Source organism: Faucicola osloensis (assembly GCF_020041925.1).
In the GTDB taxonomy this organism is placed as follows: domain Bacteria; phylum Pseudomonadota; class Gammaproteobacteria; order Pseudomonadales; family Moraxellaceae; genus Faucicola; species Faucicola osloensis_D.
Genome location: NZ_CP083409.1, coordinates 1366729 through 1379857, shown reverse-complemented (window position 1 = coordinate 1379857; position 13129 = coordinate 1366729). Strand labels below are relative to the sequence as shown.

Annotated in this window: 17 protein-coding genes; 7 read left to right on the top strand and 10 right to left on the bottom strand. The window is 38.4% G+C overall.

The annotated features are described in order from the left end of the window. Positions 1 to 123: 123 nt before the first annotated feature. The 10 genes from LAJ61_RS06100 to LAJ61_RS06055 all read right to left on the bottom strand — a co-directional run bounded on the left by LAJ61_RS06100 (position 124) and on the right by LAJ61_RS06055 (position 7145). Complete coding sequence (locus tag LAJ61_RS06100; protein ID WP_224053205.1) at positions 124 to 600, bottom strand: hypothetical protein; 477 nt, start codon at positions 598 to 600, stop codon at positions 124 to 126. A 284-nt stretch (positions 601 to 884) separates the two neighbouring features. Then, positions 885 to 2984 (bottom strand): DUF3987 domain-containing protein, encoded by a 2100-nt coding sequence (locus LAJ61_RS06095; protein ID WP_224053204.1) that lies wholly within the window; start codon positions 2982 to 2984, stop codon positions 885 to 887. 130 nt (positions 2985 to 3114) lie between these two features. Then, positions 3115 to 3420 (bottom strand): hypothetical protein, encoded by a 306-nt coding sequence (locus LAJ61_RS06090; RefSeq protein ID WP_224053203.1) that lies wholly within the window; start codon positions 3418 to 3420, stop codon positions 3115 to 3117. Positions 3421 to 3487: 67 nt separating this feature from the next. Beyond that, a complete protein-coding gene (locus tag LAJ61_RS06085; RefSeq protein ID WP_224053202.1) occupies positions 3488 to 3646 on the bottom strand; it encodes a hypothetical protein in 159 nt (52 codons plus the stop codon). 11 nt (positions 3647 to 3657) lie between these two features. Continuing rightward, positions 3658 to 3870 (bottom strand): hypothetical protein, encoded by a 213-nt coding sequence (locus LAJ61_RS06080; RefSeq protein ID WP_224053201.1) that lies wholly within the window; start codon positions 3868 to 3870, stop codon positions 3658 to 3660. 7 nt (positions 3871 to 3877) lie between these two features. Then, complete coding sequence (locus LAJ61_RS06075; protein ID WP_224053200.1) at positions 3878 to 4216, bottom strand: hypothetical protein; 339 nt, start codon at positions 4214 to 4216, stop codon at positions 3878 to 3880. 10 nt (positions 4217 to 4226) lie between these two features. Continuing rightward, on the bottom strand, positions 4227 to 4445 hold the full coding sequence (locus LAJ61_RS06070) for a helix-turn-helix domain-containing protein (protein WP_224053199.1): 219 nt from the start codon (positions 4443 to 4445) through the stop codon (positions 4227 to 4229). 10 nt (positions 4446 to 4455) lie between these two features. Next, positions 4456 to 4695 carry a helix-turn-helix transcriptional regulator gene (locus LAJ61_RS06065; RefSeq protein ID WP_224053198.1) on the bottom strand — a complete coding sequence of 80 codons (240 nt, stop codon included), beginning with the start codon at positions 4693 to 4695 and terminating at the stop codon, positions 4456 to 4458. Between the two features lie 107 nt (positions 4696 to 4802). After that, positions 4803 to 5534 (bottom strand): hypothetical protein, encoded by a 732-nt coding sequence (locus LAJ61_RS06060; protein WP_224053197.1) that lies wholly within the window; start codon positions 5532 to 5534, stop codon positions 4803 to 4805. A 240-nt stretch (positions 5535 to 5774) separates the two neighbouring features. Continuing rightward, positions 5775 to 7145 carry a tyrosine-type recombinase/integrase gene (locus LAJ61_RS06055; protein WP_224053196.1) on the bottom strand — a complete coding sequence of 457 codons (1371 nt, stop codon included), beginning with the start codon at positions 7143 to 7145 and terminating at the stop codon, positions 5775 to 5777. A gap of 337 nt (positions 7146 to 7482) precedes the next feature. On the opposite strand from LAJ61_RS06055, the gene LAJ61_RS06050 reads away from it, so the two are divergent. The 7 genes from LAJ61_RS06050 (at position 7483) to LAJ61_RS06020 (ending at position 13055) form a co-directional block, all read left to right on the top strand. After that, positions 7483 to 7974, top strand: coding sequence for a winged helix-turn-helix domain-containing protein (locus tag LAJ61_RS06050; protein ID WP_224053195.1), 492 nt, complete (start codon positions 7483 to 7485; stop codon positions 7972 to 7974). Continuing rightward, on the top strand, positions 7971 to 8525 hold the full coding sequence (locus LAJ61_RS06045) for an IS630 family transposase (protein ID WP_224054819.1): 555 nt from the start codon (positions 7971 to 7973) through the stop codon (positions 8523 to 8525). The genes LAJ61_RS06050 and LAJ61_RS06045 overlap by 4 nt, the downstream gene beginning before the upstream one ends. A gap of 201 nt (positions 8526 to 8726) precedes the next feature. Further along, positions 8727 to 9536, top strand: coding sequence for an ABC transporter substrate-binding protein (locus LAJ61_RS06040; RefSeq protein ID WP_224053194.1), 810 nt, complete (start codon positions 8727 to 8729; stop codon positions 9534 to 9536). 53 nt (positions 9537 to 9589) lie between these two features. After that, positions 9590 to 11713, top strand: a complete 2124-nt coding sequence (locus LAJ61_RS06035) for an ATP-binding protein (protein WP_224053193.1) — start codon at positions 9590 to 9592, stop codon at positions 11711 to 11713. Between the two features lie 43 nt (positions 11714 to 11756). Then, the gene (locus LAJ61_RS06030) at positions 11757 to 12119 is read left to right on the top strand and encodes a response regulator (protein ID WP_224053192.1); all 363 of its coding nucleotides are present in this window, start codon (positions 11757 to 11759) and stop codon (positions 12117 to 12119) included. 1 nt (position 12120) lies between these two features. Beyond that, complete coding sequence (locus tag LAJ61_RS06025) at positions 12121 to 12567, top strand: chemotaxis protein CheX (RefSeq protein WP_135889520.1); 447 nt, start codon at positions 12121 to 12123, stop codon at positions 12565 to 12567. Positions 12568 to 12608: 41 nt separating this feature from the next. Beyond that, the gene (locus tag LAJ61_RS06020) at positions 12609 to 13055 is read left to right on the top strand and encodes a chemotaxis protein CheX (RefSeq protein ID WP_224053191.1); all 447 of its coding nucleotides are present in this window, start codon (positions 12609 to 12611) and stop codon (positions 13053 to 13055) included. Positions 13056 to 13129: the final 74 nt, after the last annotated feature.

Below are 13129 nucleotides of genomic sequence, written 5' to 3'. Positions count from 1 at the left end.
CCAACATCAAAAAATTATCTATTCGTATGGTTGCTTGTTGATGTTCTTCACAAATTTATGAAAAACTGCCTTTAAGCATTAAAAAACCCACTACTCAAGTGGGTTCCACTATGCTTTATGCCACTATTTTAACGATAGCAGTTTTTGTTTATTAAATTTTTCAGTTTGTGTAAATGTTAATACATCAGCACCAATGTTATAAAGCGGTAACTTCATTTTCACTACTTTATTATTTTCAAATATTTCAGATAGCCTTTTGTCGCCATCGCCATACAAGAAGTACATTTTATGATTTTTCATTGCAAATAATTTAATAGGCTCAATGTCTTTGTTGCCATCAGCAATTATTCTCATATCACAAAGAGGATTGCATTCGGAACTTGTTATCTTGCCTAATGGCAATGGAATAAAAATTGATACTTTGGATTCTGATTTAGCATCTTCACCAATCATTATTTTGTATTCATCATTGTCGGATTTAAGAGTAGCTAATCTAGTGTCGCCATCAAAATCATCATGACCATATTTATAATCCCAAGTTTTCGCGTTAGCATTAACCGCCATTAAAGCCAATACACTACCTAATATTAAATTTCTCATAACCACTCCTTTGCTTGTAGAATTCTTACTATAAATCAAACAAAGTTACAGTAATGTTAAGATATGTTCCTTAAAATTATCCTTTGTGGCTATCAATTTTTATAAACTAATCTTAAAAAAAATTTACTACTAAGAAAACTGCTAAACTTGCTAAAGTTGGCTCTATCCCTTGCCCTGTCTATTTTGTAGCTTAGCAACTGCCTGCTAAAGTTCTGCTAAAGTTGCTAAACTTGCTAAAGTAAAAAAGCCCCTGCATCACATAGGCATAGCTTAGCAATTTTGTACTACTTGAATAAGTATTCATTGATATAAACAAGTTTCTGCTTACCTTGTTTCTTTCGCATCACTAGCCCCATACTTTCTAAGTCATCAAGTAAGCTATCCTTTTGCCTTCTTAGTGCGTTTGGTGCGTATTGTCCTATCGTGCCTTCATTGACTATTGGCGGTTTTTTGTTGACTGCCTTACTCACCAACCAATTAAGCAATTTATCACTGTCATTCATACTTGCCTGCGGTGTATCGGTGTATCGCATACGTTCATGAATTGAATATTCAGTGAGCATACTAGCCCTTTGGATATCATCAGCATTTAATAAGGTTCTGCCTTCAAAAAATGCCATCAATGAGGCGATACGGCTTGCATTTTCAGCTAATCGGTTGGCATACGCTGGGTAATGTTCCAATTCTCTGCCTTTAGCTTTTCTATCTTGAGCATACTGTTGATAATCGGCTAAGGCTTGGCGGGCTTGTTGGTCTGCAAAATTTATATTAATACGCTCATGCGGTGCGTTATTGTCGCTTGGCTGTTGGTTTTCAGGGTTTGGCAAGGGGTCAAGTAAATCCCTGCATCTATCCCAAAATTTCAGCAATCTAGGGTCACTATCTGAATAATTATTCATACGTTCAGGCGTGTTATACACTCTATTTATCACATCAGGCGCGGTAAATAAAAAGCGTGGTAAAAATCCTTGTCCGTTCATAGTAGCATCATTTAAAGCGGGTCTTATTACTTCATCTTGCCCTGCTAAATCTACGGTGAATCTAACGCCTTTGGTTCGTGTCTGCTCAATAGCATTCTTGGCTCTTGGCGATAATATGCGGTCAAAAACGCCTTTACTCCATATATCGCTAAGGCATGAAATAACAAAAAGCATATTATCGGCTTTCATACTATGCCCGCCAAAAAATTGCCCACAATCTGCCGTTACCCATGTAATATTTTTAAGGTTGTTCATTAACATTCTGTCTAAAATGCCTTGCAGTGTTCCACTGCTCATATATAGCGTTTTTTCGGTTGGTGGTGGATTTTCTAATAAAAAGGTTTCTAGTTCACTTCGCTTTACGCTGGCTTTGGCTAATTGCCATTCATGTTTAAGTTGGGTAAATTGTCTGTCTAACTCATCTTGGTAAAAATCAATTTGTTGATAGGCGATTGAGTTAGCTAATGTTTTGCCTTCGCCACTTGGATAAATACTAAGTAAAAATAAAGCCACTGGCATGAATTTAACGCCATCAGCATAAGGGGCGTTTATGCTACCTTGTAAGATTGTCGATAATGCGCCTAAAATTACTTGTCCTGCGATTGCCTGCGGTACTTGCGCATGATAAGCAATTGCTTCTACTGCATCTCTTAAAACGCCTTGCCATGCGTGGATAGGATAAGGGGTAGCGGGTGCGGTGCTAATGGTTTCAGGCTTTGCCCATTCGATTGCCCCTAGTTGGTATATCTTTGTATCGTTTGGCTTATCGCTGATAATCTCATCTAGCCTATAATCAAGTAGCATATCGGTGATAGGCTCAATGGTCACAATCAATCTAACATGATAGTCATTAAACATATCACTATACTTTTGCCGTTCGGTATAGGTGCAAAATATGGTTAATGTTCTTTGCTTGGCGTGGGCTTTTGCCATGCGTTCAAATTGCCAATCGTCAAGGGTTGCAAGTATGGTGTAATTGTCTGAATCAAGCCCTAAAACGGCTTTTAATCGCAATGCATCATCAAAGTTATTTACTGCGATAAATTCGTTACCGTCACCAATAATAAAGGCATCATGTTTATATTGCTCTGTTAGGTAGGGTTTGCCATCTGCTGGCATGATAGCAAGGTTTGAAGGCTCGAAATTACTATCATATAACCTTATTGCCAACTCGCCTGCAGTTGCTTTGTCACTATCCCCAATCGTTAAATTATCCGTTACTAGGCTTAACTGTTCAGGTTTAAAAAATTCAGTTAAAATATCGGCTGTTTGATTGCTTGCTAGTTGCTCATTGTCGAAAATGTTTTTAGTAAGTGAATCACTGGCTAAAAACTCAAAGAAGCCCATTCCCTGCTCGGTTTGGGCTTTTTCGTTTTGTAGTGCGGTTGGTGTTTCAATACTCATAAAATCCCCTTGCCAATGGCTTTAATTTTGCGTTGGTTGCGTTCTATGTGGTGGCTGGTACATTTGCACCACTTAAGCAAATAAAGCGCATGACGCGCCTTATTTTTACTGCTGTTATCGTTGGTTTTACTCAAACTTTGCCCTCCCTTTTATAAAATGGGTGAGCTTCAATCATGCTTTGAATACAATAATCAAATTCATCAATTAAGTATTGGGCAATGAGTAACGATTGTTTAGCCTGTGAAATGGCGTGATGGGGTGCGTTATCGTTGGTTAAATCATCAATAGCAGTTCTTACCATTTTGAATAGCATTTCTAAATGGCTACTATGCAAGGTTAGATTGTCGTAAACGTCACCATTTAAGCTATCAATTTGGCTTTGTAGTTCGGCTTGGGTGGTTGCCTGTGGGCGTGGGGTGTGGTTTTGATTTTTCATGATAGAATACTCTTTTAAATGTGTGATATTTTGGCTTGCTAGGCGTGATAACTTGGCAAGCCTTTTTTTATGCGGGGTGGTAGCTTGTCACTACCAACAATAAAAACAACATCATGCCCGCTATCAACAAACAATCTAACAAGGCATTGATAAAACGCGCGATATGCTGTTTCTTTTGCGTTTCTAGCGTGTTTGGTTTGTGGGTAGTGTCTTTATACTGGTTCATAGTAAAGCCCCTTACATCACGTTTTCATAGCCTGTTACGGTGTCACCCGCAATAATGGCTCGTTGAATGAGAATGAATTTATTAGGGTTAACGGCTCTAATTAGTTCGGCTGCGTTTTCTGCAAAAGCTAACGTATGCAAAAACCCTAATTCTTTGGTGTTGATTAACTCACCATCAGCAAAAATGGCATAAAAATCGTTGTCGGTTTTCTTGTGTTGGTTCATAGGTGGCTCACTGTATGCGGTTGATATTGCCGTGATAAATGTAATCGCTGCCGTATTCTAAGTTGCCTAGCTGGGCAATAACTTCGCTTTCACTTACCCCAAAATGATTAGCAACATCAGCGACACTATAAAGCGGTTCACCATCATCACTGTAACCGCTTGTGGGTGGTATCAAGTCCAATTCTTTAGCCTTTGCGTGGGCTTCTTGCTTGATACTTTCGGGGGATAACTCAAACACTTTCATAAACTGGTTTATGGCTTGGTCGCTGTCCTCCCCATACTTTTCTACGATACGTTTATATTTATCAAATTCAGTGAAAAGCGCTGGGTTTATTGGCTCATTCATACAGTTTTTCCTATGCTAAATAAAAATTGTAGTGGTGCTTGCCGTTAGCGTGATTAACTCGGTAACGCTCAATGGGTTGTCCTGCTTTGCGCAATTTCAAAATGATATCTTTAGGGTGATTGATACCTAGCTCGATTGTCATTTCTCGATAGCTGATATGTCTGCCTTTGGCTAGTTCTGCCATGACTGCATCAGCGTGAGTAATTTGGTTTGATTGCTTGTTATTCATGCCTACCCCCTTATGCTGATTGACTGTTGATAAACGCCAATATGTCAGAATTTCTAAAATACTGGGTTTTGTTGATAGTCAGGGGTTTAGGCAATAAGCCCTTTCTCACCCATCTTGTAATTGTGATAGGGTGCTTATTTGTGAGGCGGGCAAGGGTCAGGCGCGGGGTAATGCCTGCGGGGTCATTGGCTAGGTCTGTGAATGTGACTAGCTTTTCAGGTGTTGCGGGGTTTTGGGTTTTGTCTGCCATTGCATTAACTCCTTAGCTATAGTTAGCAGTTGTTAGTTAATGCAAAGTTTAGTTTTTAGCTTAGGTATCTTGAATAATCTTAGAATGTAAACGCTGGTATTTACATTCTAAACGCTATTTTTCCTTTCCTTTAATGCCTTGCTTAGATGTCTAAAAATGGTATCTTCATCAACACTAAATTTTGAAAATTCATTATTGTAAATCCATTTTGCTACAGCCTTCCTAGTAGGTGCTTTTAACTTTTCTATTTGTGCTTTTTCCATTTTTTTATCATAAACTTCTAAATAATATTTTTTTTGTTGCTCTACTCTATCGCCATACCTAGTATTTGCAGATTTTTCCCCACGTTCTGAATTTACTTCTTTTTTTGTTCTATTCTTAATCGTGGGAATAGTTAAGCCATTGTATGTACGGTATGAGGTTTCATATTGAATTGACCTGTGCATAAGTTCTAGGGCAATAAAATAATGTTTGTTATTCATGGCAAAATACGCCAATCGTTTAAAAATCAAAGAATAAATATAAACTTTAATATCTGTGTTATCAAAGTCATCAGGCGGTGTGTATTCAGCCATAACGGCATCTGATGCTTTTTGAATTAATTCATTGTATTGTTCATTTAGTGAGTAATAATCTGCTGAAATGCCATTAATTCGATTTTCACAATAAAAATTTAATAAAAATCCATAAACATTATCTAAATATTCAATTCTAGGTTTAACTGTAGAATAATCACAATTACTGCCAATATTAGCCACTTCTACAAAATCATATATACCTCTGTTAATGAAATGCTCAATTGCTTTTTTAGCATCAAGGTTAATTTCTTGAATATCCATAACTCGCACCATACGCACCAATTCAAAAAGGGTGCAAGGCGGTGGCGGGCTTGGTGCGATTATTCCCGCCTTTCGGCTCATGACTTCCTAGCCTTGCAAAAATGTTATTACATCAATTTTTTATCTTTAGCAGTTCTTTAGCAACTTTAGCAATGCTTTAGCAACTGCCTGCTAACCTCTAGCCCTTACAATGTCTAGGTTTGGGCTAACTTTAGCAACTTTAGCAATTTTCCTAAGTAGTTATTTTTCATTTGCCTGCAATTTATCTTTGACCTTATCAAAGTAAATCACATTATCCACCTTGCCTGCTTTCAGCTTGTCTAAATAACTAGCCCAATCTGTCATCATTTTATGGCGTTTATCAAGCCACTTAACGCGGTTGTATGCTCTGCCGTTACTATCTCTTACATTGTGTCCTAACTGCATCTCAATAAGGCGATAATCATAATTAAGGCGTTCCTCTAATATGGTTCTAGCTGTTGCCCTAAATCCATGCGGGCTATGTACGCCAAAATAACCCCTATTGCAAAAATCTTTGCCAGTCTTTGCCTTGTTCATAGACTGACTATTGAGCAATTTATTAACCTGTTGCCCATCTGCATAAGGTTTGGCTTTTCGTCTGCCATTGTAAAAAACGTATTCCATACTGCCTGTTATTTCTCGCATACGCTCTAATATAGCGATTGTTTGCGGTGCTAGTGGAATCACTAAGCTATCTACCATATCATTACGATTAACGCCTTTTTGTGGCTCAAATTCCCATTGCTTTGCGCTCATATCTATCTCTGCCCATCTCATAGTGCAAATATCACCAATGCGGGCAAAGGTCAGGGCTAATAACTGTAGAATCTCTTTGTTAAAGTTGCCACTCCCACTTGGTAAGCTATCAATCTCATTCAATAATAAGGCTAATTCTTGAGGCTCAATAATAGCGGGGTGATGTTTTTGGCGGGTTGGTTTTAAGGCTCTAGCCTCTTTTACTGCAGTGACTGGGTTATGCTCTATTAAGCCATTAATAACCGCATGGGCAAAGATTCGGCTTGCAATGCCTTTTACTCGGTTGCCCTTTTGGATATGCGTTTTTTGTACCTGTTTGAGTAGTCTTAATACTTGAGGGGTGGTAATAGTATCTATTGGCGTTTCTGCAAATTCATTGAGTAAAGGCTCAAGTAAAAATCCCCAATTTTTCAAAGTTTGCTCTGCTAAAACGTGGTCGGGGTTATTAGTTTGCTCTGCCAACCAATCATCTGCTACTGCTTTGAATGTACTATCTAATGAATGGGCTTTTTGCTCTCGTTCCTGCTCTCTATGTTCTTTAGGGTCAATGCCCTGCTCTAATAACACTAGATTATCGGTATAGGCTTGTTTGGCTTGGGCAAGTGAGAAGGCTGGATAATTGCCTAATGATAAATAAGGGCGTTTGCCTGTGATAGGGTGCGTGTAACGGTGTCTAAAATCTGTGGTTGCTTTATCGGTTTTCTGTGAGGGTCTTATTCTAATCTCTAAACCCTTAAAACCTGCAATCGGTAAAATTAACTCTTGATTAGTAGCAATACTTTCTTTGATATGCCGTTCTATCTGACTAACATTTGCAATTGATACTTTAGCCATAATTTAACCCTTGATACCCAATTTAACCTATAATTTTTGGTAGCCATTTTGGTAGCCATTTTTTGATACTAACAACAAATAACTTTGCATAACTATAGTTAGTATAATAGCATGAAATATGCTTGCATCAAGGGTTTTAGCAATCTAAAGTAATTTTATGTTTTCTGTTGTTATGTATAAATGTTCGCCTGCAATGGGTTTTTTTTATGGTTCAAGCGGTGGCATGAGTGAATGCTGCAATTCATCCCGTCTTTTTGGTTACCACTTGTCTAACACTTTGCCGAGCATTGGATAACATTACTGATACCAAACCCATAAAATATAGTATTATAGCTATATGAAAGAATCAAACCCAAAACACAGCCTAGATGATTATGACTTTGGCGAACTGGCCAAGACTGAAAGTAACGCCAGAGCCAGAACACGTCTTTACATCCTTCACCAATATCGCATTGGCAAACACAGCTTTGAGATTGCAGAAAACCTAAGCATCAACATTGAAACCGCACGACGTACTCGTAGACGCTACCAAGCATCAGGGCTTGATAGCCTCTATGACAAACCAAGAAGCGGCAGAAACAGCAAATTGGCTCCCAAGCACATTGAAAGCTTTAAACAACTGATTGTTGACAGCCAAGCAAAACGGGGCGGCGGCAGACTGACAGGACAAGACATCCAAAAGCTTGCTAACGAGCATTATCAAGCAAGCTATAGCGTCAATGGCATCTACGAACTACTGGCTCGAATTGGTATGAGTTGGATAAGTGCCAGAAGCCAGCATCCGCAGGCTGACATTAACGCCCAAGAAGCCTTTAAAAAAACTTCATAGAGCAGGTAACTGCCATACTGCCCGAAGATACTAAGCTAAGCGATGTTGACATCTGGTTTCAAGATGAAACCCGCATTGGCCAGCAAGGTTCAATCACCCGAATATGGCATTACCGTGGTAAAAGACCCAGAGTAGTCCGTCAACAGCAGTTTATCTCGACTTACCTTTATGGGGCAGTATGTCCTGCTACAGGTCAAAGTGTGGGACTCATCATGCCTTATGCTAATGGCGAGTGTATGAAGCGGCATTTACAAGCAATCAGCCAAGCTGTACCCAAAGGTCGCCATGCGGTTGTGGTGATGGATGGGGCGGTATGGCATAAAGAGCGCTATAATTTACCAAACCTGACTATCTTGAAGCTACCGCCTTATTCTCCTGAATTAAATCCGATTGAACAGGTTTGGCAGTATATTAAGCAACACTGGCTATCAAATCGCTGTTTCGAGAGTTACGAAACTATTGTAGATGCCGCCTGTCAGGCTTGGTGTAATTTTGCTAAACAGGTGGCTACCATTAAATCCCTGACGGCTCGAAAGTGGGCAGTGCTTTAATTATTGGGTTTGGTATGAGATAACGCTAGGCTGTATCTTTAAATATATCTTCCATTAAATTCAAAAATTTTTATAGCACGCTATATAAATTTTTGGAATATTAATATAGAATCTCAAAATTTTTAACACAATGTTGATATTTGTATATTTTTTGTAAATATTCAATTAATGTTATCTTCAGAATAATGGAGTACATCGAAGGTGCAGACACTTTTTTTCAAAAAAAATTTATTTATGGTATTAGGTGCATTGAGCTTTATATTAACAGGCTGCGATGATAAACAGGCAGCGCAAACCCTGGATAAGTCTAAGGCAGAAAGTCAATCACAAGGAAAAATTTACAAAGTAGCAGTCACTAGTACCACACCACCCTTTGCATTTATGGATGAAAAAGGGACTTCAATCGGTATGGATATCGATATTTTAAATGAAATCGCCAAAGTTGAAGGGTTCAAAGTACAGTACTTTTCAACCTCATGGGACGGTATGTTTGAAAGTATTGATAAAAAAGATGCTGATATTGCCGTTTCAGGTATTTCCTATAAAGATGAGCGAAAAGCGAAATATGGGCTATCAAATTCTTACTACTTCAATCCGTCAGCCATGGTTTACCTCACCGATAAGAACAATTACCAAACTATCGCTGATTTAACAGGTAAAAAAGTCGCTGGTAGATTAAGCGCTAACGGTAAGTCTTTTTTATACGCCAAAAAAATATCGGGCGATCAAGCAGTATTTGACAAAACGCCCTACCTTATTTTTAGGGCAGTAATCAAAGAAAATGCAGATGCCGCCATCTATGACCAACCTGTACTACGCTATATTGCTAAAAAGTTCCCGCAATATAAGGTGAATGTTGTCCCGTTAGAAAAAGAAGATGACCCTACGACACAGACAGTGATAGTTACTTCAAAATCTAATCCAGAACTATTAAATAAAATTAATGATGGTATTCAAAAGCTACAGCAACAAAATAAGCTCGCTGAAATCGAGAAGAAATGGATTAATTAGTGCTTGTCAGATAACTATCACTTTCTAAAATTTTATTCATAGGAAACGCATCAATGTCTTCACCGATTAATGAACAAAATACCGATAAACGCTATCAAAGCTTAATTATCTCTATCGGTCTATTTCTAACACTGATTGGCGCTTTATTGGCTTTCACTTTTTATACCTCAAGTATTCTACAAAAAAATACCCGTACCATCGCCCTATCCAACCAAATAGCCAATGATGCGCAAGCGGTTATCAAAGACTTATTTGACATGCAAAATAGCTATGGGGAAGAAATCACCTCGCCGCACGTTACCACAGTATTAAAAAGGCTCAAAGATAATAGTGCCCGTATCGAAACATCATTGACCACCCTTGAAAAAGGCGGCGTAGTCGCTGATAAATCTGGTAAACAATACAAGCTGCCTACTATTGAAGACACACAAATTCTAAAAAATGTGCAGCAAACCCGTCAGGAGTGGAACCAACTTAAACCTAAAGTAGATGATTATTTAGGCGTTGCCGGTGACATTGAAAAAGACTCTTTAACCAGCTTATCGATGGCAGGTGAACAAGCTAAAACATCAAGCCTTGCCATGAATGATTCCTTGGATAAACTTACCACATCCGTATTTAACAACGCAGAATCTCAAGCAAACATTATCCGACTGATTCAAGCGGTTGGTATCGCTATTATTCTTGGTTATTTTGCCATCTTTATTTTCTTCTTTGTTCGTCGTCTGCGTGATGCCGATGCGTTAGCGCTTGCTGCTCAAAAAGAAACACAAGATATCATGAGCAACGTCAATACAGGCTTATTTTTATTAGACAACGATCTCAATATTGGTCAACAGTACTCTGCTCACCTTGAAAACATCATTGGCGAAAAAGACATTGGCGGCAAAAACCTCTCTACCCTACTACAAAATAAAGTGTCGGCTAAAGACCTAGAAACCACTCAAGGCTTTGTGAAGCAGCTTTATAACCCGAGAGTGAAAGAAAAGCTTATTGATGATTTAAATCCTCTTAAAAAAATCATGCTCAGCAATCAAAAAAACCAAAACCGATTTTTGGATTTTAAATTCTCTCGTGTTTATCATCAAAAGGCCATCGATAAAATTTTGGTGAACGTGCAGGATATTACCAATCAAGTACGTCTTGAACAGCGTCTTGAGCAAGAACGCGCACAAAATGATTTGCAAATTGAAATGCTAACCACAATTTTAAATGTCAGCCCAAAAATTATTACTGAGTTTATTACCAATACTCGACAAAATATCAATGATATCAATGAAGTTCTTAAAACCCCAGGTAGTAGCCAATCAGAGCTACAAGAAAAACTGAACCGTATGTACCGTGTGATGCACAGCTTAAAAGGTGAAGCCTCATCGCTTAGTCTGCATAGTTTTACGGTGATAGCGACAAACTTTGAGGAAAAACTAAAAGCCTTACAACATAAAAGCGACCTGGTTGGTAACGACTTTTTGCCATTGACCATTCACTTAGAAGAGTTATTAAATCTGTCTAATACCATTGACGCATTGGGTCGTCGTATTAATCATAGTAGCGCTGATACGAATGCTGTGAAAAATGGCACTGGTTCAGAGACAACTCATACCAGTCCTGCTACCAAAGGCATGAATGAGTTTTACCAGCAATACGCGGATAATATTGCTACACGCCAAGGCAAACAAGTTGCTTTAAAAGCAACAGGTTTTAATGACCTTCACTTATCACGTGACATAGAAAGCAGTTTGAAAAAAATTGTCATTCAATTAATACGAAATGCCGTGGTTCATGGGATTGAAACGCCTGACGCGCGTGCTGCAGCAGGCAAGTCTAACCTAGGTAACATTAACCTATCTTTATTAGATTTGGCAGAGTCTTATAAACTAACTATTGAGGATGATGGCGCAGGCATTAATTTTCCTGCAATCAAAGAAAAAGCCATTCAAATGGGTTATAGCCCAGATGAAGTCAATGGCTGGTCAGAACAAAAACTCATTACATTACTATTTAAATCAGGTTTTAGCACCAAGGACACCACAGATGAGGATGCGGGACGTGGCGTTGGTTTAGATATCATCAAAGAAGATATTCAGCTATTACAAGGTCAATTAAATGTTGATACTAAAAGGGGGCAATTTACACGCTTTACCATTCGATTGCCAAAAAACCCTACAGCCGAGTAATAACTTTAGCCCTTTTATCTTATTAATCATGTAGGAAAAAAATATGTATCGCTTAATGATTGTCGATGATTCCAATATCATACGAAACCGCATTCAACGCCTTTACAACTCTGATACATTTTCGTTGGTTGCTACGGCAACCAACGGCGATGATGCGGTAGAAAAATTCAAGCTATATAAACCAGAAGTTATCACTATGGATTTGACTATGCCACAAATGGACGGGCTTGAATGTATAGAAAAGCTTGTTGAATTAGACCCTGGGGTAAGAATTCTTGTGGTGTCTGCCCTATCAGATAAAGCAACTGGGATTAAAGCACTCGAATTAGGGGCGAGTGGGTTTTTATGTAAACCCTTCTCAGAGGAAGAACTTGTTGAAGCGTTGGATGAATTGGTGAGTGACTAATATGGTTGAAAAAGATATTCAGATATTTATCGATAGCGTTACCCATTATTTTAACCAACTAAAAAACGGTGACATAACCATTGACACGCCTTATCTCAATGTCAATCATAGCCCAATTATTAGTGACTATACAGGGGTGATTGGCATTAGTGGCAACAATCAAGGCTTGGTGTATTTTACGGCACCCAAGTTGCTGCTTGAACAGATACTACAAAGTATGGGAGAGACTGACCGTAATGACAGTAACCTGTTTGACTTAGTTGGCGAGGTTGCTAATACAATTGCTGGTAATGCGCGTAACCATTTTGGTCCAGCATTTAATATTTCAGTCCCTTTTGTTTTTAGCGGACAACCTAACGCGGTACTATTGCCGAAAAATAATCATTCATTGATTATTTCAATAAACTGGCATGATCAACAAGCCGCGATTGTGGTTTATTTGCAGTAAAATTTTATAAAACGCGTATATTTAGATAAGTTGAATTATTTATGAAAGCTGAAAAACTACAGGTATTTATTGATTCAGTCATTAATTTTTTTAAACAAATTAATACCGATGCTGCTGAAGTAGATACCCCCTATATTAATGGCAACGATAACCCACTTGCTTATGACTTTAGCGGTATTATTAATATCACAGGCCCCATGGAAGGTATTGTCTATGTAAGCTCAGAGACACCCATGTTACGTAATATTCTACATATTATGGGTGAGCCCGATACCTCTATTACATTGCTTAAAGACTTAGTAGGTGAAATCGCCAACACCGTGTCAGGTAATGCACGCCGCGAGTTTGGATCAGAATTTATTATCTCACCACCCATCATTGTAGAAGGTGCGCCCTCGCAAAATTATTTACCCAAAGGTAGACGCTCTTATATTATTCCTGTAAGTTGGGACAAATATAAAACCATCATTGGGATTTCTTTGAATTGATTGATAAATTATATGATTGATCGACATTCCCGCTTGAACACTCAACTAGCTTGTTTCATCAGAACACTTGCGAG

Excerpts from the sequence above, each read along its gene's own strand:
- LAJ61_RS06030 (WP_224053192.1), top strand. The coding sequence starts at position 11,757 with ATGTATCGCTTAATGATTGTCGATGATTCCAATATCATACGAAACCGC.
- LAJ61_RS06075 (WP_224053200.1), bottom strand. The coding sequence starts at position 4,216 with ATGAATGAGCCAATAAACCCAGCGCTTTTCACTGAATTTGATAAATAT.
- LAJ61_RS06050 (WP_224053195.1), top strand. The coding sequence starts at position 7,483 with ATGAAAGAATCAAACCCAAAACACAGCCTAGATGATTATGACTTTGGC.
- LAJ61_RS06035 (WP_224053193.1), top strand. The coding sequence starts at position 9,590 with ATGTCTTCACCGATTAATGAACAAAATACCGATAAACGCTATCAAAGC.
- LAJ61_RS06070 (WP_224053199.1), bottom strand. The coding sequence starts at position 4,445 with ATGAATAACAAGCAATCAAACCAAATTACTCACGCTGATGCAGTCATG.
- LAJ61_RS06090 (WP_224053203.1), bottom strand. The coding sequence starts at position 3,420 with ATGAAAAATCAAAACCACACCCCACGCCCACAGGCAACCACCCAAGCC.
- LAJ61_RS06080 (WP_224053201.1), bottom strand. The coding sequence starts at position 3,870 with ATGAACCAACACAAGAAAACCGACAACGATTTTTATGCCATTTTTGCT.
- LAJ61_RS06055 (WP_224053196.1), bottom strand. The coding sequence starts at position 7,145 with ATGGCTAAAGTATCAATTGCAAATGTTAGTCAGATAGAACGGCATATC.
- LAJ61_RS06065 (WP_224053198.1), bottom strand. The coding sequence starts at position 4,695 with ATGGCAGACAAAACCCAAAACCCCGCAACACCTGAAAAGCTAGTCACA.
- LAJ61_RS06060 (WP_224053197.1), bottom strand. The coding sequence starts at position 5,534 with ATGGATATTCAAGAAATTAACCTTGATGCTAAAAAAGCAATTGAGCAT.
- LAJ61_RS06020 (WP_224053191.1), top strand. The coding sequence starts at position 12,609 with ATGAAAGCTGAAAAACTACAGGTATTTATTGATTCAGTCATTAATTTT.
- LAJ61_RS06085 (WP_224053202.1), bottom strand. The coding sequence starts at position 3,646 with ATGAACCAGTATAAAGACACTACCCACAAACCAAACACGCTAGAAACG.
- LAJ61_RS06100 (WP_224053205.1), bottom strand. The coding sequence starts at position 600 with ATGAGAAATTTAATATTAGGTAGTGTATTGGCTTTAATGGCGGTTAAT.
- LAJ61_RS06095 (WP_224053204.1), bottom strand. The coding sequence starts at position 2,984 with ATGAGTATTGAAACACCAACCGCACTACAAAACGAAAAAGCCCAAACC.
- LAJ61_RS06025 (WP_135889520.1), top strand. The coding sequence starts at position 12,121 with ATGGTTGAAAAAGATATTCAGATATTTATCGATAGCGTTACCCATTAT.